17 protein-coding genes and 1 tRNA gene are annotated in these 19,571 nt (G+C 45.1%); 1 reads left to right on the forward strand and 17 read right to left on the reverse strand.

The genetic code is table 11. The annotated features are described in order from the left end of the window. Nucleotides 1–251: 251 nt before the first annotated feature. The 17 genes from QUA53_RS16215 to QUA53_RS16295 form a co-directional block, all read right to left on the reverse strand. Entirely contained in the window at nucleotides 252–962 is a 711-nt protein-coding gene (locus QUA53_RS16215) for a hypothetical protein (protein ID WP_333098451.1), read from the reverse strand. A gap of 29 nt (nucleotides 963–991) precedes the next feature. Further along, nucleotides 992–1,669: an actin-binding WH2 domain-containing protein gene (locus QUA53_RS16220; RefSeq protein ID WP_333065673.1), complete on the reverse strand. Its 678-nt coding sequence runs from the start codon at nucleotides 1,667–1,669 to the stop codon at nucleotides 992–994. A 415-nt stretch (nucleotides 1,670–2,084) separates the two neighbouring features. Continuing rightward, a tRNA-Gly gene (locus QUA53_RS16225) sits at nucleotides 2,085–2,155 on the reverse strand. A 151-nt stretch (nucleotides 2,156–2,306) separates the two neighbouring features. Further along, nucleotides 2,307–4,379: an excinuclease ABC subunit UvrC gene (gene uvrC / locus QUA53_RS16230; RefSeq protein ID WP_333098452.1), complete on the reverse strand. Its 2,073-nt coding sequence runs from the start codon at nucleotides 4,377–4,379 to the stop codon at nucleotides 2,307–2,309. Between the two features lie 115 nt (nucleotides 4,380–4,494). Continuing rightward, entirely contained in the window at nucleotides 4,495–5,247 is a 753-nt protein-coding gene (locus tag QUA53_RS16235) for an amino acid ABC transporter ATP-binding protein (protein ID WP_333036722.1), read from the reverse strand. Nucleotides 5,248–5,302: 55 nt separating this feature from the next. Continuing rightward, nucleotides 5,303–6,502, reverse strand: a complete 1,200-nt coding sequence (locus QUA53_RS16240) for an amino acid ABC transporter permease (RefSeq protein ID WP_333098453.1) — start codon at nucleotides 6,500–6,502, stop codon at nucleotides 5,303–5,305. A 16-nt stretch (nucleotides 6,503–6,518) separates the two neighbouring features. Further along, nucleotides 6,519–7,118: a hypothetical protein gene (locus QUA53_RS16245; protein ID WP_333098455.1), complete on the reverse strand. Its 600-nt coding sequence runs from the start codon at nucleotides 7,116–7,118 to the stop codon at nucleotides 6,519–6,521. Nucleotides 7,119–7,168: 50 nt separating this feature from the next. Continuing rightward, nucleotides 7,169–8,383, reverse strand: a complete 1,215-nt coding sequence (locus tag QUA53_RS16250) for an ABC transporter permease subunit (RefSeq protein ID WP_333098458.1) — start codon at nucleotides 8,381–8,383, stop codon at nucleotides 7,169–7,171. 180 nt (nucleotides 8,384–8,563) lie between these two features. Then, nucleotides 8,564–9,649: an amino acid ABC transporter substrate-binding protein gene (locus QUA53_RS16255; RefSeq protein ID WP_333098459.1), complete on the reverse strand. Its 1,086-nt coding sequence runs from the start codon at nucleotides 9,647–9,649 to the stop codon at nucleotides 8,564–8,566. A gap of 321 nt (nucleotides 9,650–9,970) precedes the next feature. Further along, complete coding sequence (locus QUA53_RS16260; protein WP_190656515.1) at nucleotides 9,971–10,198, reverse strand: hypothetical protein; 228 nt, start codon at nucleotides 10,196–10,198, stop codon at nucleotides 9,971–9,973. Nucleotides 10,199–10,510: 312 nt separating this feature from the next. After that, complete coding sequence (locus QUA53_RS16265; protein ID WP_333098462.1) at nucleotides 10,511–15,616, reverse strand: PAS domain S-box protein; 5,106 nt, start codon at nucleotides 15,614–15,616, stop codon at nucleotides 10,511–10,513. A 203-nt stretch (nucleotides 15,617–15,819) separates the two neighbouring features. Then, nucleotides 15,820–16,221: a fasciclin domain-containing protein gene (locus tag QUA53_RS16270; protein WP_015178455.1), complete on the reverse strand. Its 402-nt coding sequence runs from the start codon at nucleotides 16,219–16,221 to the stop codon at nucleotides 15,820–15,822. 307 nt (nucleotides 16,222–16,528) lie between these two features. Then, complete coding sequence (locus QUA53_RS16275; protein WP_333098464.1) at nucleotides 16,529–16,840, reverse strand: hypothetical protein; 312 nt, start codon at nucleotides 16,838–16,840, stop codon at nucleotides 16,529–16,531. A gap of 129 nt (nucleotides 16,841–16,969) precedes the next feature. Next, on the reverse strand, nucleotides 16,970–17,323 hold the full coding sequence (locus tag QUA53_RS16280; protein ID WP_333098466.1) for a hypothetical protein: 354 nt from the start codon (nucleotides 17,321–17,323) through the stop codon (nucleotides 16,970–16,972). A gap of 225 nt (nucleotides 17,324–17,548) precedes the next feature. Further along, on the reverse strand, nucleotides 17,549–17,992 hold the full coding sequence (locus tag QUA53_RS16285; RefSeq protein WP_333098469.1) for an Hsp20/alpha crystallin family protein: 444 nt from the start codon (nucleotides 17,990–17,992) through the stop codon (nucleotides 17,549–17,551). Nucleotides 17,993–18,006: 14 nt separating this feature from the next. Then, nucleotides 18,007–18,219 (reverse strand): hypothetical protein, encoded by a 213-nt coding sequence (locus tag QUA53_RS16290; protein ID WP_333098471.1) that lies wholly within the window; start codon nucleotides 18,217–18,219, stop codon nucleotides 18,007–18,009. Between the two features lie 26 nt (nucleotides 18,220–18,245). Next, a complete protein-coding gene (locus QUA53_RS16295) occupies nucleotides 18,246–18,533 on the reverse strand; it encodes a hypothetical protein (protein WP_333098472.1) in 288 nt (95 codons plus the stop codon). A gap of 185 nt (nucleotides 18,534–18,718) precedes the next feature. Between QUA53_RS16295 and QUA53_RS16300 the strand changes: the two genes are divergently transcribed. After that, nucleotides 18,719–19,513 (forward strand): MlaE family lipid ABC transporter permease subunit, encoded by a 795-nt coding sequence (locus QUA53_RS16300; protein WP_333098473.1) that lies wholly within the window; start codon nucleotides 18,719–18,721, stop codon nucleotides 19,511–19,513. The last annotated feature ends 58 nt before the right edge of the window (nucleotides 19,514–19,571 follow it).

Consider the following 19,571-nt stretch of genomic DNA (forward strand, 5'->3'; position numbering starts at 1 on the left):
TAGGGTTTCATCATGAGACTCCTCAAAAGATTGGGGTAGTGCTATTATCCTCTATCCTTTACATAAAAGCACTACCAAAGTTGTAGTAACTTCTATATTGCACCATTTTCAATCAGCTTTTCAGGGGCGGGCAGGATACCCACCCCACAAGAAAATTTAATTTTTGTGGCACAGGCATCCTGCCTGTTCTCGAGCATGGTGCAAGATCTCAGTTACTACTTTTACAACAAACCAGGAACGCTGCAACAAATCTAACGTCCATTTTGCAACTTTCTTACCTCTTTGTGTACGCTCATCCCAATTTCCAAAGCCTCATTTAGCAACCGCCCGTATTCAGTCGCCCGATCGCTCACATCCAGCGCCATCAAAGCAGCTAAATTACTTTCAATATTAGCAAATAGCTCGTAACGGCGACCTATAAATTGCTGATTCTCCCTGAGAATTCTTTCTGTTTTCAAAGCACAGACTAAACTTTCTCTAGTAATTTTTAATGCTTCAATTGCATCTCCTCGGTTAATTAAATTGGCTTGTAAATTACCAGCATCCGTTAGGCGATCGATAATATCTAAAGCCTGAATTACCTCATGATACTTCTCAACTTCATCCAGCAGACCCGCCAGCGTTGCAAGAGGCTTTGCCTTAACCCATTTATAGACATTCCAAGCAACAGTAATCGCCAGCGACAAACCCAAAGTTATTTGTAAAACCCGGACAAATATCTCTGAATCGCTAAATAAACCAACATTATGTTTATTAGCCAGTAAAGCAACAGGCAGCGAAACAACTAATGTCACGCAAAATATCAGCAACTCATTCACCAAAAGAGAAAACAGCTTTTTGCCGTCCCGGAGCGCAGCAGGTCGGTAAAAATCCGCTGCAAAACCGTCGCTCAAAGCTATTCCACTCAAATCCTCCAACTCCTTCTCAGAAATTTTTAACTGTTCCAAATCCGCTTCTATCACTCTTCAAAATCTCCTTTAATTGGGATTAATTACGATCCTCCCAGAGACATAATTGATTGCCACAGACTCATATAAAAATTGCTTTCTCGGTCTCGGAACAGTTGAAAAGCCATTCCCGGCGACCCCAAAAACGGTCTCAGCGTCCATCCCAACTGAGTCCCAACAAACGCATAAAGTCCCAACCAAAAGCGCAAAATATTTAGCCTGATGTCTTTGCCTTCCGCATCTTGTTCTGACAGAAAGTGCATTCCTTGATAAATGAAACTTACTCCCAAAAATCCTGTGATTGCCATGATAGCAACATTCAGCAACAGATAAAAATTGTAATTGGTACTGCTTATGAGGAAAAACAAACTAACAGGTGCAAATCCAAACAGCAAAACGCTAATCATTGCCATCGCTGTCATCAACAATGTCAAATACTGCTCAAAAGTTCGTTTTGAACCAAACATCACATTAAAAAAGTAAAGTGTGGGAAAGCAGATAATCAGCGTCAGCAAGTAAAGTGCTGGCAACTTAATTGCTGAAACCAGACATTGCATCCACGTACTAGATGCACCTAATATCGCTCCGTAAATGCCAAAAAATACGGTACTAGAAATCAACAAACCGAAAATTTTAGATTTGAGCTTTACACCTTGGCGAATTTCTTCAAGAAATTGTTGCCGTTCCCGCAGCAAATACATTACTACTGAAAAATATTTCACGGGCTCTCCTTGTGACTGATGCGACTCCGAATCAGTCATAACTCAAGCTGAGTTCGATCGGCAATCTTGCCAAACCAGGGCACTCTATGTTAACTAATTATTCTTGTACCCAGCTCACCGCAAGCTGAGAGGTGGAGGCGTTTTGAGAAATACTTGCCAAGCTAAACGGCTCAAACTGAATACAGTTATGCTTTGTATTCAATTTGTATTCATTTGTCTCCAAATTGTCTCCAAAAATGGCAATCGGGTAGTCATTGGATATTCACTTGATACTCAGTTTGGTCGTTCCGTAGTCAAATCGTAGTCATTTTGTATCCAATTTCTAGTCAATCCGACCCCTCGACAAGCGAAAAAAGCAGCAATAAAAAACCTCAAACCCTTGATTTCTGGTTGGTTTGAGGTTTTTGTAGGCGCAAGCGGGCAGCGGGAATCGAACCCGCATAGTTAGCTTGGAAGGCTAAAGTTTTACCACTAAACTATGCCCGCGCACAGAAACTAAACATACCACAAGCCTCTGGGAATTGCAAGAGATCTGTTCAAAAATTTTGAAGAGCTTCCTCACACTGGCTGAATCGGGACTTGCGCGCCGATCGCCCCCTCGCCCCAAAACTCCCCGTCTCCTATGCTGCGTAAGACTTTACGGGTGGAAATAATCGTAAATTTGCTGCGCCAGACGCGGGCCAATCCCAGAAACTTCTGCCAACTGTTCGGGAGTCGCTAAACGGAGATAGTCGATCGACCGAAAATGTGCCAACAATTGTTTTTGTCGGTGGTGTCCCAATCCGGGAATTTCATCAAGGCGCGATCGCTTCATTCTCTCGCTTCTTCGATCGCGGTGAAAACTCACAGCAAATCTGTGCGCCTCATCCCGCACCCGGCGCAATAATTGTACGCCCGGTTGCTCAGAATTAGTTGGCAGCGGCAAAGATTCCCCCGGCAAAAATATCTCCTCTCGCTGCTTGGCCAAACTGACAACGCGCAACTCTTCTAGCAAATTCATTTCCCGCAAAACAGCCACAACGGCTGATAGTTGACCTTTGCCGCCATCTATCATAATTAAGTCTGGTTTGTCGGAAATAGTATGAGAAACCGAGGATAAATTGCTAATTTCTGCCGATTCTTCTAAATCGCTAAATCCATCTTCCATCTTGCCTGCTTCTTCTTCCTTCAATCCTCGGAATCGGCGACCGATAACTTCTGCTAAACTAGCAAAATCATCAGAATGACCCGATTTAATTTCAGGGTTTTTAATTTTGTAATGGCGGTAGTGCTGGTTGGCGGGCAAACCGTCAATAAATACGACGCGGGAAGCTACTGCGTCAGAACCTTGAATGTGAGAAATATCGTAACCTTCAATGCGGCGAGGAACTTCTGGCAAATCGAGAATTTCTGCTAAATCTTCCATTGCTTGAGAATTGCGATCGCTCAATCTTTGCATTCTCGCCAATTCATACTCAGCATTCCGTTCCACCATCTCAATCAATTCTGCCTTAGTTTGCCGTTGCGGGGTCAAAATCGTAACTTTTCGCCCCTTACGGTTGCTCAACCAATCTGCCAATATTTCCGCTTCTGGCAATTCGTACTGCACTGAAATTTCGCTGGGAATTTCTACGGATTCGACATTTTGATAGTGTTCTTCCAACACCCGCTGTAAAATCGCTCCGGCCTCTACCCCCCCTCGTTCCCCCCCTTGCCAAGGAGGGGAGGAAAGAGAAAGTTGAGATAACTCTTGCCCATCTTTTACAAGAGATTGAGATAACTCTTCCCCCCCCGATTGTAGGGGCGGTGCCCCCGTGCCCGCCCTGGGTTGGGAGGGTATTTCCGCCATAAATCCCAATCTTCCGACCAATTGACCGGCCCGAATTTGGAACAATTGGACGCAAGCGTGCTGGGTGTCTGCCGCAAGTGCGATCGCATCTCTGGAAACCGTATCGTCGGGCAAAGACACTTTTTGACCCGCACTCAAAGACTGCAAACCTTTAATTTGATCGCGAATGCGCGCCGCCGTTTCAAAGTTTAAATCTTCGGCTGCTTCTTCCATTTGGGGTTCTAAAATATCGAGTAATTCCTGAGTTCTTCCCTGGAAAATCATCGCTACTTTTTGGATAATTTTTCGGTATTCCTCCGGCGAAGTTAACCCTTGACAAACGCCAACGCAGCGCCCGATGTCGTAGTTCAGACAGGGACGGTCTTTAAACAGCGGTTGAGGGCGCTGCCGCAGCGGGAAAATCCGCTTAATTAAATGCAGCGTACTCCGCAGCGCCCCTGTATCGACGTAGGGGCCGTAATAGCGGTCTTTGGCACTACCTGCGCGGCGCTTGCGGGTGATAAAAATGCGCGGGTATTCCTCCGACCAAGTTATGCACAAATAAGGATATTTTTTATCATCTTTGAGGAGGACATTAAAGTAAGGTTGGTGCTGTTTTACGAGGTTTGCTTCTAATGCTAAAGCTTCTGCTTCTGTGTCGGTGGCGATGAATTCAATTTCGCGCACTTGCTGCACCATCATCGCGATGCGGGGAGTGAGATTTTGGCTTTCGCGGAAGTAGGAACGGACGCGGTTTCGGAGTTTTTTGGATTTACCGATGTAAAGGATGCGATCGCTCTCATCGCGCATTAAATATACACCAGGAACCGCCGGAATTTCTTTGAGGCGACTTTCTAGGCGTTCCGAGTCTTTAACTAACGGCAGAGTTTTTGTGGATGGCATTGCAAGCTATCTCAGCAAAATAGAGACTGATTGTACACTCTTTTATTTTACCTTAATTGTGCGATTTTTACTGGTGCTACCGTCGCAAAACCCACCGATTAAACTTTAAAATCAGTTACAATATCTGAGATAAAAACTTGCGAGTGCGTTCTTCCTTCGGGTTCTGAAAAAACTCTTCTGGTTGGGCTTCTTCCACCAAAACACCGCCATCCATCAATACAATGCGATCGGCAACTTCGCGCGCAAACCCGACTTCGTGAGTCACCACTACCATTGTAATTCCTGTTTGAGCCAAATTTCGCATTACATCTAAAACTTCCCGCACCATTTCCGGGTCTAATGCTGATGTCGGTTCATCAAACAGCATGATTTTAGGCTGCATGGCTAGAGAACGTGCAATAGCGACGCGCTGCTGCTGTCCCCCAGACAACTGTCCGGGATATTTTTTTGCTTGTTCCAAAATTCCCACTCTTTCTAACAGTTGCATCGCCACTTCTTCAGCTTTTTTCTTCGGCCAGCGGCGCACCCACACCGGGGCTAGCATGACGTTTTGCAAAACTGATAAGTGGGGAAACAGGTTAAATTGCTGAAACACCATTCCTACTTCGCGGCGAATTGTCTCAATGTTGCGTAAGTCGTGGGAAAGTTCGATTCCGTCGATCGTAATTTTACCTTGCTGGTATTCTTCTAAGGCGTTGAATGTGCGAATAAACGTCGATTTTCCCGAACCCGAAGGCCCCATCACGACAACGACTTCACCTCGGTTTACGGTCATGCTGACACCTCGCAGTACGTGAAATTGTCCGTACCATTTGTGGACGTTTTCTGCTACGATTACTTGTTCAGGGGCTGTTAGTTGAGTTTCCATAATATTTTTTTTATTTTTTAACCGCAGATGAACGCAGATGAAAGTTGATGAGTTTTTAGCGCTGGCCTACTCCTAATGTTCGCTCTATTTTGCGGCTGGCTAGGGACATTGAGTAGCAAAATATCCAATAAATGATGCCTACGAATATGTAAACTTCGGCGTACCTGCCAATATAGGATGGATTTGCTAAAACTGCGCGGGATATTCCGATTAATTCTAACATTCCGAATAGAGACAGCAGGGATGTATCCATGAATAATCCGATGAATTGACCGCCGATCGCCGGAATGACTATTCGCAGTGCTTGAGGCAGTACAATGAGAATTGTAAGCAGGGGTGTATTGAGTCCGATAGACCTAGCTGCTTCTATTTGTCCCCTGGGCACGGCCTGCAAGCCACCGCGCACGTTTTCTGCCAAGTATGCCGCACTAAATAACGTTAATCCAGCAATGGCTCTAATCACTCTATCCAATTTCGGATATTCGGGCGGCAGAAATAATTGCAGCATCACTTGACCTAAAAACAAAATGCCAATTAATGGTAAACCGCGAATAATTTCAATGTATAAGGTTGATAACAGTCTTACAACTGGCAAAGAACTTTGTCTGCCGAGTGCTAGCAATACCCCTAAAGGAAAGGAAAGCACAATACTAATAACTGCTAAAAACAGCGTCAGTACTAAACCGCCCCAATCATTTGTTGACACTTCTGTCAAACCTAACCCGCCTTTAATTAACCACAAAACTATTGGGAAGGAAAGAACCCAAATTGCAGGCATCCAGCCCATGATTTTTGGGTGAATTTGCCTGCCGATGGCATAGCTGGCGGCGGCTGCGATAATAATTCCTAAGAGGTAGAGGCGAGAGGTTAGGTCGATCGGCGAAATGACCGCACCCACAACCGCAGCACCTAGTATAATTAGTAAAGGCGGATTCCAAAGACGTTCTTGCCGCTGAATATTTCCCCAAGTTAATCCTCCCAACAAGGCTATTATGGCCGTTACTATCCACAGCCGCCAGTAGGATTCGCGGGGAAATCTGCCGGCGAAAAATAGCGGCAAGTTGGCTTCTAACACGTGCCACTGAGCTTTTGTTGTTGCCCAAACGATAATTCCTCTAATAGTTTGGAAGGCGATAATTAGGCAAACTACTGTCAGAATGCTGTTGTACCAGGTACTAAATAGGTTTTTGCGCGCCCAATTCCAAGGAGTGGGCGATTCGGTGGCTGGGGGCGGTAATATCGGTATGGTTTCCATAGATTGTGAGTTGTTATTAATTTCTAATACTGTTCGCTAAGATTCCTAAAATTTTATTCACATCTCTCAAATAATATTCACCTAAATCAATTTCAATAATTTGTTCTTGCAACTTCAGGAATTTCCAAACAGTACCTGTAGTAACAGTCCCATAAATCGCAGGAATTTCGTTGCCTTCACGTTCATTAAATATTCTAGCAGCCAACATTTCTGCTACGCACTGTCCCAATCCGCCATTGATATTTTCCTTTTTGGCTTCTACAATGATAATTATTGGCGCTCTAACAATTAGTAATTCTGGGGAATGGCTTATCAGAAAATCGCAACTTCCATTTAATCCTTTTTCAACATCTACTGTAAAGTCTATTCCCGAAAATAAACTAATTTCCAAGTTTAACTGTTTTCTAAAATCGATCAAAATCGGTGCGATAATCATTTCAGAGCGAGCTTTTTCAGTGTTGCTGCTCAAGGCTAACGGTACATTATCTTTGAGAATTTCTGCAAGTAAGGTACTCGACTCTAATTCTGATACATTAGCGAACATATCAATCTTATCGGAAATCGTTAAATCAAAAGTTTTAGTTACTCGGTCTAAGCTAAAGTCACTGTATGCCATTTAACGCGCTCTACTTTTATTCCCATTAAAATAGATTAAATCTCAACTATTTACCTTTCCTTGATTTGTACAGTTTTATTGTACCAATTCATGAACAGAGAAACTATCAAACTAATTGTTAGATATGTTACCATGATAATTAACATTGCTTCGATCGCCCTACCGGTCTGATTCAACGTCGGAGACCCCACAACAAAATAAACGTCGGGATAAGCAACCGCAACCGCTAAACTCGAATTCTTAGCTAAATTCAGATACTGACTGGTTAAAGGCGGCACAATCACCCGCAAAGCTTGCGGCAAAATTACCATCCGCATCATTGTTCCAGACTTCAGCCCTAAAGACTTTCCCGCTTCCCACTGGCCTTTCGATACTGACTGAATTCCGGCCCGGACAATTTCTGCAATGTAACTGCCAGTATACAGGCTGAGTCCTGTCACCAAGGCGGCAAATTCTGGAGTTAATTTTAATCCTCCTTCGAGTTGCAATTCTGGTGTCAGGCGGGGGAAATCTAGCCGAAAAGGCAGATTTTTAGTGATAATAAAAGCTAAGATTGCACTCAGCCCGATCGCACCTAGAGCCCAAAACAACTGTCTTCCCGGCTTAGCTTCTTCCAACATCACCCGCGCCCGCCACATCCACAGCCCCGCCGCCGCCAAAACTCCGACTGTTACCAAAATCAACCAAATCTCAAAACCCGGCAAAGCCACCGGCGTTGGTACAGCAATGCCGCGATTTGTCAAGTAAATCGGCCCCCTCATCTGCTGATTGTCTTCGACTTTTGGCAGAGAAATGAAAACTGCAAAATACCAGAAAAATAATTGCAGCAATAACGGCGTATTCCGCAAAATTTCTACGTACAAACCAGCCAAATTCCGCACCAGCCAATTGTCGGACAGGCGCGCAATTCCTACCGTCAAACCCGCAACTGTTGCGGAAATAATGCCGATACCCATCACCCGCAGCGAGTTGATTAAACCGACAAAATAAGCTTGCCTGTAACTGTTGGCGGGACTGTAGGGGATTACACTTTCACCGATATCAAAAGATGCTTGGGAATTGAGAAAATCAAATCCAAACGCAATCCCCAGTTGCGAGTAATTAGCACTGAGATTGTCCCAGAGAATGGCAATAACAACTATTACTAAAATTAGGGCGATCGCCTGTCCGGCAATTTTCCAGAAGCGATCGTCCCGCAGCAGTTTTGATATATCTTTAAATTTGGGCAATTTCTGCGATTTGTCCGGTTGAGGTTTGGGGTTCATAAATGTTTAATGTAGAGCGCACTATACCTAACTTTAGCCTGCCTAAAATATCTTGTAGGGTACACCTAGAAAGCACCTTAAAAGTCGTGTAAGCGCGGATTACCTTGCTGTCTAAAATATTTTGTTGGTTAACTGTTAACAGTTAACAGTCAACAGTTAACCGTCAACAGTTAACTAAAATTAACGGAACGGCGGCGAGTAAAGCAAACCGCCATCTTTCCAGAGTCTGTTTTGACCCCGTTCTAACTTGAGTGTACTTTTGGGGCCGAGGTTGCGATCGTACATTTCCCCGTAATTCCCGACTTTCTTCACAACGCGGACTGCGTAGTCGTTCGGGAGTCCCAAACCTTTACCTAAATCTCCTTCTGTTCCTAGCAAACGTTTGACGTTCGGGTCAGTAGTGCTTGCAACAAGTTGGTCTACATTTCCCGAATTAATTCCCAAATCTTCAGCTTCAATCGCAGCAAAAACGATCCATCTCACCGCGTCAGCCCATTTAGGATCGCCGCTTTTCACCGCTGGGGCTAACGGTTCTTTTGACATCACGATCGGCAAAACAACATTATTTTCGGAATTCGGCAGAGTTGTCCGCTTCGAGACTAGCTGCGATCGATCGGCAGTAACACCTTGACAGCGACCTTCTTGATAAGTAGCAAAGACAGCATTCACATCTTCAAACACCACAGGAGTGTATTTAACTCCTAATTTTCGCATTTGGTCGGACAAATTTTGTTCGGTGCTCGTACCTGTCTGCACGCAGATAGATTTGCCCGCAAAATCTTTTAAACTTTTGATGCCGCTGTCTTTTTTGACCATGATGCTTTGAGAGTCATAAAAGATCACCGGGGCAAATTCCAGTCCGGTAGTGCTGTCCCGACTCGCAGTGTAGGTGGTATTGCGACTGAGAATGTCGATTTCTCCCGCCTGCAAAACTGTAAATCTATCTTTAGCGTTGAGTTTTCGGTACTCGACTTTTTCGGGATCGTCAAATATTGCCGCCGCTACCGCCCTGCACACATCGACATCCAGTCCCGAATATTTGCCCTTTTCGTCTACAAAGCTAAAACCCGGCAGTTCGCCACTGACGCCACAAATCAGTTTGCCGCGGCTGACAATTGTATCTATCCGGCTGGAACCTTGTTGCGAGTTGCCACCTGCAGTAGTTGTTGCTGTTGTTTGTCCGATTTGTGCCGATCGATCCCTACAAGATGCCAACGGTGCCACAAATAACACGCTTGCTAGTAGCAGAAATCCCCATTTACGCATAGATTTTAGTAGAACGCTTTCCTGACAATCCTACCTTGTAGCTGTCGAGAACTGTGGCGATGATCTGCGAACTACAACTGCCTCCGGCTTCAAATTAGCCATTCTGCATCCGCTGCTGCACTGCGGCCACTGCACCGACTACCCGCCTGTTTTTTTGAGCAAACTGGCAGCCCAGAGTTGGAAACCCGGTTTCCGGCTGGAGGTCTGGTCGTCAAACCTAAGATTTATCCTTGAAACCCGGTTTCTTTTCTGCTATTTCTGCCCAGCGCGAGGGCTCATCGCCCTTCCCTGGAACATTTATACGATTTTGATTGAATTGGCTCACAGTAGCTCTGGTGCTAGCCGCTGCTCAGCTAAATCGCGGATTAGGGAAAGCCGAGACTGGATGTATTCGTCCAACACATCTGCTTCTTTGCCATTAAGCGCAGAGTTCGTCTTTAACTGCTTTAGCAGCCACTGTACCAAGGTCGCATCATCCAAATTGACTAACAAAGTAGCTTGGGTGGTCTCAATTAATGACCAGAGTTGGCGTAACATGACTGGAGTCATAAAACCTCGTTGAGCGTAAATACGCACTTAATGGGCGGGCCTAGCGAAAAGCTAGTCTTGGTGTCTCAAGCCGATAGACGAAAAGTAGCCTCAAAGCTATCGGCTTAATGATTATTTTATATTTGACCACAATAACTTAATACAGTAGTGTCATAAGTTACAACACACAAGATGTTATAAGAGTTCCCAATTCCTTCACATTGAGATAAATATCTTGATAAAAAATTAAAAATCTTTACACGCGCTCGCTCGCGGGGGCTGCCAAGAGCTGTCGGGGATCCGACTGGAGAGCCCGGTTCAAAACAAAATTGATTACTCACGAGCCACCAACTTTTCAACCCCCGCCAGAATTATTTTTAATTCAGCGATGATTTTTGTAGCCCCCTCCAAATCATTTGATTCGGCCCGACTTTGAAGCCGATCTGCCATATCGGGCATTAACCGCACCGCCGCCGTAGCGCTGACACCTTTAATTTGATGAGCGTGGCGGGCCAGTGTCTCCATATCTCCCGAAGCAATCGCCTCCTTAGCAGCTTCTAAATAACTAGCAGTATCCACGACAAAAGTTTGCAATATTTCCCGCTCAAACTCTAAATCAGCGCCAGAAATTTCGTGCAGACGTGCCATATCGACTACCGATTCGATATCTGGCTCAGAATTTTGAAGTTCCTCGCCCTTAAACTTGGGAGTTTCAATTTTTAGCTTGGCGGACCAATTTTCTAGTACCGATTTTAACTTGTCAATCGCAATAGGTTTGCTAATATAATCGTCCATGCCCGCGGCCAGACACTTTTCGCGATCGCCCTTCAAAGCATTCGCAGTCATTGCAATCACCACCGTCTTTTGATGCGGCTGCATTTTTCCAGCAGCAACATCTGCCGCTTCTAGGCGGCGCAATTGCAGCGTTGCTTCGTAACCGTCCAAAATCGGCATCTGACAGTCCATCAACACAATGTCATACTTTTTCAGAGCAACCATAGATAGTGCCTCTGCACCATTATTGGCCACATCCGCCGCGCATCCCAAAACTCTGAGTTGATTGAGACCAACTTTTTGATTGATTGGAGTATCTTCAACTAACAAAATCTTTAAACTTGCTAAGTCCCGGTTGTCAATAGCTGAAGCTCGATTGGACGTTGGATTTGCTCGCGGCTCATCAATCAGCGTCATCGGGGCGATCGCGTTCGCCAAGCAATCAAATAGTCGGTGAGCTTTCACAGGTTTAGTTAAATACCCGCTAAAACCGCTATCAACCAAGCGTTTCGCCTCTGCAACCTGAGTCATTGAAGTCAGCACCACCCACTTTGTCTGCTGCATTGCAGGCTCAGAAATCCTCAAGCGTTCGAGACTTCCCGCCACCATTTCCGGCAACTGAATATCAACCAAAACAATATCGTAAGGGGAATTAACGCTGACAGCTTTGTACAGAGATGCGATCGTCATCCAACCGTTCTCAACCTCCTCAACCTCCATTCCCCACACAACAGCCATTCTCACTAACACTTTTCGCACTGTCGCCTTGTCGCTAGCAATTAACATTTTTCGCCCCGCCAGCACCGTTTCCAAATTCACTTCGCACGCTGTCCCTACAGCAGTTAAATTTTCCTTAACTGTCGGCACAGTAAACCAAAAAGTCGAGCCTTTGCCCGGCGTACTTTCTACACCGATTTGCCCACCCATTAACTCCACCAACTCCTTAGAAATAGCCAGCCCCAAACCTGTGCCACCATATTTTCTTGTTGTAGAGGCATCAACTTGAGTAAAAGATTGAAACAGCTTTTTTTTGTTTTCTGGAGCAATCCCAATTCCTGTATCTGTCACTTTAAACAGCAGGAGCATCGAGTCATTATTTTCTATTTGTAACGGTTCTATATTCTCTAAAATTTGCTGAGTATCGCTGGCTGCCAATAACCCAGGATTTCTAGCATTAGCAACCTCAATTACCACTTCTCCTGCTTCTGTAAACTTAATAGCATTGTTGATCAAATTAGTGAGTATTTGCCGCAACCGTGCTGCATCGCCTTTAATTTGCAGCGGCACGTCGCTGTCAATGAGTGCCACCACTTCTATACCTTTTTCTTGTGCGGGAGTTGCCAACAAATCCAGCACTTCATTCATACAGATACTCAGGTTAAATTCTAGTATTTCTAAGCGCATTTCTCCAGCTTCCAGTTTGGAGAGATCGAGAATATCGTTAATGATCGAGAGTAAATTTTGACCGCTGAGTTTCAGCGTCTGTACAAAGTCAAGCTGTTCGGGAGTAAGATTCGTTTTCAGCAGCAAATCCGTCATCCCCATCACTCCATTCATCGGAGTACGGATTTCGTGACTCATATTTGCTAAAAATAACGACTTCATTCGAGACGCTTCTAGGGCTGCTTCTCGGGCCTGCTGCGCTTGTTCAAAAAGAGTAGATTGCTGAATGGCGATCGCCAACTGCACGCTCAACCTTCCCAGCAAATCCATCTCAGAATCAGTCCAAACACGCGGAGCACTGCACTGATGGGCAATCAGCAACCCCCACAACCGATTTTTACTCGTTTCCAAACTCCTTCCCGGCGGTTCAATTCGAGTTTCGGGCGAATATTCTGTTGCCAACTCCTGACTTTCATCGCCTATAAAAATTGGTACAACTAAATTAGCCCTTACCTGCAAACTAGCAAGTAAATCTCGGTGTTCCTCGCTCAAATTGGCCGTATCAATATCTGCCATTGCTTGAATTGTTCCTGCACTGTACAGCCATACATAGCTTTCCCCAAAGGATGTTCTTTGAACTTTTCTGCCCCGCAGGGGCATCCAATCATCCCCTACTGATTCCACAAGAACAACCGCTGTTTCCTCGGAATCAAAATGATAAATTATCGTGCGGTCAGTTGCCAGCAAATGCCGCACTTCTTGTACTGCTGTACTCAGAGTTTGAGTGAGGTTGAGAGACTGCCGGACTCGCTGGGCGATCGCCGAAACCAAGCGTTCTTGTTCTGCTTGTTCCCGTAGCATTCTCTCAGCTTTCTTGCGTTCGGTGACATCGCGAATTACCGCAGCAAAGCACAGGGGTTCGGTGGTTTGAGGGTGCTTGACCAGAAAAGCATTCATCACAACATCAATTGGTTGTCCGTTGCCCAAGTGCTGCATTTGACCTTCGCCTTGCCACTGGCCGTGACTGATAATTGTTGGTAAAATTTCTTGACCGAATTTATGTTGAAAATAGGGCCCAATATAATGCCATATCTCCGTATAAAGCACTGCCGAAAGATTCTCTACACCCACCAGTTTTCGTCCGGCTTCGTTGACAAACAGTGTTTTGCCTTTCAGGGTAGCCATACCGATAAAATCGCTGCTGTTTTCAATCAGCGACACAAATTTTTGCCGTTCTTCTTCTCCTTTTTTGCGTTCGGTAATGTCGCGCTTGACGCAGACGTGACAAATTACATCATTGGCGTTGTTAATCACAGAGTATGCCGCAACGTCGATCGCCAGCGTCTGGCCTTTTTTAGTGCAGTTAGTAATTTCGCCCCGAAAACTTCCTGTTTTCGCTAAACTTTGGGCAATTGCCGAAAAACACTCCCCCGCAACCAGTGGCGAAGCTTCTGCTTCTAATTCCGCGTCTGTGTATTCTAGAAGCGTTTGGTGAGCAAGATTTTGTTCGAGGAAAAACCCGTCAGCATCGATAATGACGATCGCATCGTTGGAGTTTAAAAATATTTCTCGGTAAAGTTTTAGTTTTTCTTCAGCTCGCTTGCGTTCGGTGATGTCTCTTTTGACGCTTACGTAACAAACTACATCCCCAGCATCATTTAGAACCGCAAAAGCGGAAAGCTCCACCTCAACTATTCCTGCTTGCACAGCCTTAATACAGGTCATTTCGCCGCGGTAACTCCCTGTTTCTGCCAAGCTTTGCATTACCGACGCAAATACCTGTTCTCCCATCTGATTTGCAGGGGTTTTTCCCCACAATTTGGACGAACTGTAACCCAGCAAAGCCGTGTGAGCTTGATTTGTTTCTAAGTAATAGCCTTGGGGGTCTAAGATCGCGATCGCATCGTTGGATTTCAAAAATATTTGTTGATAAAGTTGCAGCTTCCGTTCAGCTTGTTTCCGGGCGCTAATATCCGTGAACAAGCCGTAGTAAACTATCTTCCCCGATGCTTGCAATTCTGGCTGGGAAGCTCCTTGCACCCATTTAAGTTTTCCTGACGGAGTGACAATTCTTCCTTCCCACCGCCAAGGCTGCAAATTTTCAGCAGAAAGCGTCACCGAGTTGAGAAAATCATCTCGATCTTCGGGATGAATCATGTCAACAATTACATTAAAATCCTGCTGAGCCACCTCTGGTTCTATTTCATACAATTCCCGGCAGCCTGCACTAACAAACGAGAATGCCATCGAGCCGTCTGGATGCAAGTCAATTTGATATACCGTACCGGGTACGCTAGCAGTAATTTTTTGCAGTTTGGCTTGGCTTTGATTTCTCGCTTCATCTGTGACCTGCAATTGACCAATCTCTCTAGAAAAACCCAAAACCCCAAATATATTACCCTCTGCATCGCACAGCGGCACTTTTTGCGTATCAAAGACGTGCTGTTTGCCACTTTCAAAGACGATCGCCTGGTAGGGATTGCGAATCCTCTCCCCAGCCAGCACAGCTCGATCTTCCTCGCGGATGCCCTTAATTTGGCGGTTGCGATCGCCAAATACTAATTCCGCTGAAAACCCTAATTGAATATCATCTTTGCCGATAATTTCCTCAACATTTTTCCCCACATATTCAGCAAAACTTTTATTTACAAAAATGTATCTAAAGTTTCTATTTTTCGCAAAAACTCCGTCCGGGGCATCGTCCATTACAGCCTGCAACAATAGTTCTTGACTTTCCGAATCCAGAGCAAAATTATTTTGAATTTTATCCTTGACACTGCTCGTTTTACGTGCTAAAGTTATTAACTGTTTTGCACAAATTTGAGCGACCGTGTGGAGCAAACAAAGATGTTCCAAATTAAAAGCGTTTTCCCGCTCTGCACCGATGAAAAATACTCCCAACAATTCTTCAGTTTCATCCGAGTTAGCTGATGCCATCAAGACAGACTGAAACTGAGTAATTGGTGGCGGAGCGATGTTGTGCGCCCAGTCCCGATTGCCAGCAAGCCATTCACTGCGAGCAGCTTGCAAGCGCCCTTCTATTTCGGCTTTGGCGCTAGCACTTAACGGCTGTAAGTGTTCCAGGTATATTCGATCGTCCGGTAGCGTCAAAATGGCGATCGCCTCTGTGGGAATCAGGCGATCGAGATGTGCTAGACACGCAGACCAAATTTCCTCAACACTGAGAGCGGCTTGAACTTTTGCAGTAAGTTCGTTGAGAACTTGCAGTTCCAAGGTACGCTGGCGGACTTGTGCTTTGAGGCTGGCGGCTAGGATTTGCATAGTGCTCACCAAACTGGTTTGCTTATATTATAATTATTGATTTTTAAACTTTTTCAAACAATCATCTTAAAATACATCCGCCGAAAAGACAACTTTTTTATATTGAAATTACCTTCAACCGATAAAAAACAAGGGCGCGATCGGGAGCAAAGCGGCACCGCAAAGCACCTGCTTGGCTCCCGCAGCGAGATTAAACGGCGAAATTATCCCATTAAAATTACGTTATCGATCACATGGATCACACCGTTATCAGCTTCGATATCCGCAGCGACAACTGTAGCATTTTTCACCTCAAAACCGTCAGAACAATCAATTTTAATCGGCGAACCTTCCAAGGAAGTAACAAAGCCGAGTTTTGCCAAATCAGCTTTCATAAACTTACCGGAGACGACATGAAACATCAAAATCCTAGTCAGTTGGGGAACGTTCTGCACTAGGGTTGTGATAGTTCCCGGTGGCAATTTCGCAAAAGCATCGTCATTGGGTGCAAAGACAGTAAAAGGGCCCGGACTTTTGAGCGCGTCTACTAAATTAGCTACTTGCACCGCCGTTACCAGGGTTTGGAACGAACCCGCACCTACGGCAATATCAACAATATCAGGCATTGTGTTTTACCTCATCTGGGAAAAAAGTTCTATTAAGTATCGTAAACTGAGGCGGACAACAATACCTACTGTCTTTTTTGAAAAATTGGTAATTATTTTGTAATCAGGACTTCAATCCTCACATTTTTGATAAGGACTTCACTCCTCACTACAAACCTAATAATATAGGACTTACCCATGGGGGGCCAGAAACCGGGTATTTTACGAAAATACTTCGTTAAAACCCGCAGATTAGGTAAAAAACCCAGTTTCGAGGAGTCGGAGTGCGTCCATGACTGTAATAGTTATTTTACACGACATAATATTACTAACGGCTTGGCAATTTAACCGCGTGGGGGTTGACAATTTCTACAATACTGCTGCTGGCAATTGTGATACCCCAATCCTCTGTTTCTGAATCTGCCACTTCAGCATTTAGGTTTTCTCCCTTTTGAATGCTAAAACTGCCGTACAAAATTGAAATTTCAAAAATGTCTGTAGTAATCACCGCCGGCTTGCGGTGTTCCGGCTCGCCCAATGAAATTCCGAAGAATTCAGCTTCCAGTTCGCCAACAGCCTCTTCATCGTGTAGAGTCCAACTGATATCGCGACAGCCTTTGAATGCCAGGATATAAGGCAATCTTTATTCTGGATTGTAGACGCATTCAATTAATACTTCGTTTCCACATAAAGATACTTTGACATTTGTGATTAAAGATGTAAAACCACCCAATCCAAGCAATTTATAGTCATCCTTCCAATCACTCATTTAATTTTTTCCCGTATTGTGAGTACCTGGAATTAAATTACCCAATTTGTCTCGCGTCTGCAATAAATGACCATTTCTATGGAGACGCAAACCTTTGTTGATATTTCTTCCATCTGATCCATATTTCGGTGCAGGCGTTCTAATAACTTCACCGTTAGGACGGATCATTACTGTTGACTCATCAAAAAATTTATATGCAACATAACCCTCTCTAGTAGTTCTGATTTCTGCACCCAATCCGCGCAAAAAATCATCGACTTCTTGGCGAGTCATCCCGGTTAAGTCTCCAAACTCAGATGCAATTCCATTTTCTCCCACTCCCTGACTCGGCACGCAAGTCTCCTCACCAACCATTGCTTATTGGAGTTTAGCACGGTTGAAGAATCGGAACAAGGAAGTTCGCCAACGGATTCGCTTTCTGAGGATGTAACGGATGGAAGGAAGAAGGAAGAATCATTCCTCAAACTCGCAAGGCCCAATTATCAATTCCCAATGACCAATAATCAATTTCCAAAACAAATAGGGGGGCCTTGGACCCCCTACTAATTAACTAAAACTAACTAAAGTAGGAAACAATTATTAGCCGCCAATTTGAACTTTCACGACGCGGTTCTTTTCTGCTTCCGCTTTAGGCAAATTCAGGTGCAAAACTCCATTTTTGTACTCAGCTTCTACGCTGTCATTTTGAACCCGTGCGGGTAGGGGAATCACGCGGCGGAACGAACCGTAACGGAACTCAGAGCGAGTCATTCCTTTATCTTCACTCTTAGTTTCTTGACGGCGTTCGCCGCTAATAGCAACAGCTTCTGCGGTTACTTGTACGTCCAAATCCTTAGCTTCCATGCCCGGAACTTCTAACTTAAGGTGGATGGCTTCGGGAGTTTCATCGAGTTCGGCGGCGGGTAGAAAAGCAACACCGTTAGATGCGCGATCTGTTGCCGGTGACAAGCTATCAAACAACCGATTCATTTCTCGTTGCAAGGAGTCCATTTCCCGCAAAGGTTCCCAACGAATAAGTGCCATAACTAATACCTCGACTATCTGAAGTTTTGATGGTTGAGAAACACTTGACTCAACCTGTATTTAATATATTCCAGCTCCTGAAATAGGGGGAGTCGGTTTTCCGCAAAAAGGGCGATCGCATTTCCGAACATTCGCGATCGGTATTGTAAAATCATCCCCGGTGCGGGTATCCGAGCCAACCCGAACCCAGCAATTTTAGATTTTAGATTCGAGGCAGGAATTCCCATCTAAGAATCTAAAATCGAAGATTCGATTAACTCCACCGCGAATGCTGATAAGAAGCGTAGGTATCAAACAAAGCACCCACCAAACCAAAAGTTAGGCCGATCACTAAAAAACCCTGGAGGGGACAGCCGCTGCCGAAAGTAGCTAAGAACTGCAAAATCAGGTCTTCTCCAGAACGACCAACTCCTTGGAGAGCAGGGACGAAGCCGATCAGCGAAAAGCTAGTCAATCCCGCACCGATTAACAATAAGGGGGCGACAAAGCTCAACAGGCTGGTCAGCAGTAGAGAGCGAAGAAAATTGGGAAAAATGCTCATAAGAGTCAGTAAATTCAGCTAAACTGCCGAAAGGTACAAGCAAACAAAACTTGTCCTTTTCTACGATAGGCAGCGATCGCCCTCAGCGGCCAATTATGTCAAAAATCTTAAATCTTAGAGAAGAAAGTTGTTTAAGATTTGTAGATAGATTTCATTTTTGGCAGTTGTTCTACACTCGAAATCCCTTGAGCACAACTACACCATCGAGCCTCAGTTTGTGGAGTCAGCGGTTGCTGGCAGCAATTTTATTGGGCGGCCAAGTCATGCTGCACTTGCTGAAGGGCAAAATTCACCGCCGTAACACCCTCGACCAAATGGCAGCAGTCGGCCCGGAATCTCTGCTGATTGCTTTGCTGACTGCGGGTTTTGTCGGCATGGTATTTACTATTCAGGTAGCGAGGGAGTTTATTAACCTCGGTGCCGGCAATGTCGTCGGTGGCGTTTTGGCTTTGTCTTTGACTCGCGAACTCGGCCCCGTCTTAACAGCCGTCATCGTGACGGGACGAGTAGGTTCGGCTTTTGCAGCGGAAATCGGCACGATGCAGGTAACAGAACAGATAGATGCCCTGCTGATGCTCAGAACAGACCCGATCGACTATTTAGTAATTCCCCGCGTCCTTGCTTGCTGCTTGATGCTGCCTATTTTAACCATCATGTGTCTCGTCACCGGCATCGTCGGCGGACTGCTGATTGCTACGACAATGTACGGCATCTCTCAAAGCGTGTTTTTAGAATCAGTCCGCAATTTCCTGAGTCTGTGGGATATTTGCAGCGCGGCAATTAAGGCTTTTGTATTCGGTGGCTTGATTGCTGTAATCGGCACTAGCTGGGGTTTGACCACCACCGGCGGGGCAAAAGGCGTCGGTCAATCGACTACTACGGCGGTAGTGACGGCTTTACTGGCTATTTTTATTGTGAACTTTTTCCTGACTTGGCTGATGTTTCAGGGGACGGGCTCTAGCGTACTCAAAGGCTTGTAAGCTAGGAAACATATAAAATATGAATAATCGGCAACATTCGTTTACTACCCTTGATTTA

Source organism: Microcoleus sp. Pol12B3 (genome assembly GCF_036701355.1).
In the GTDB taxonomy this organism is placed as follows: Bacteria; Cyanobacteriota; Cyanobacteriia; order Cyanobacteriales; family Microcoleaceae; genus Microcoleus.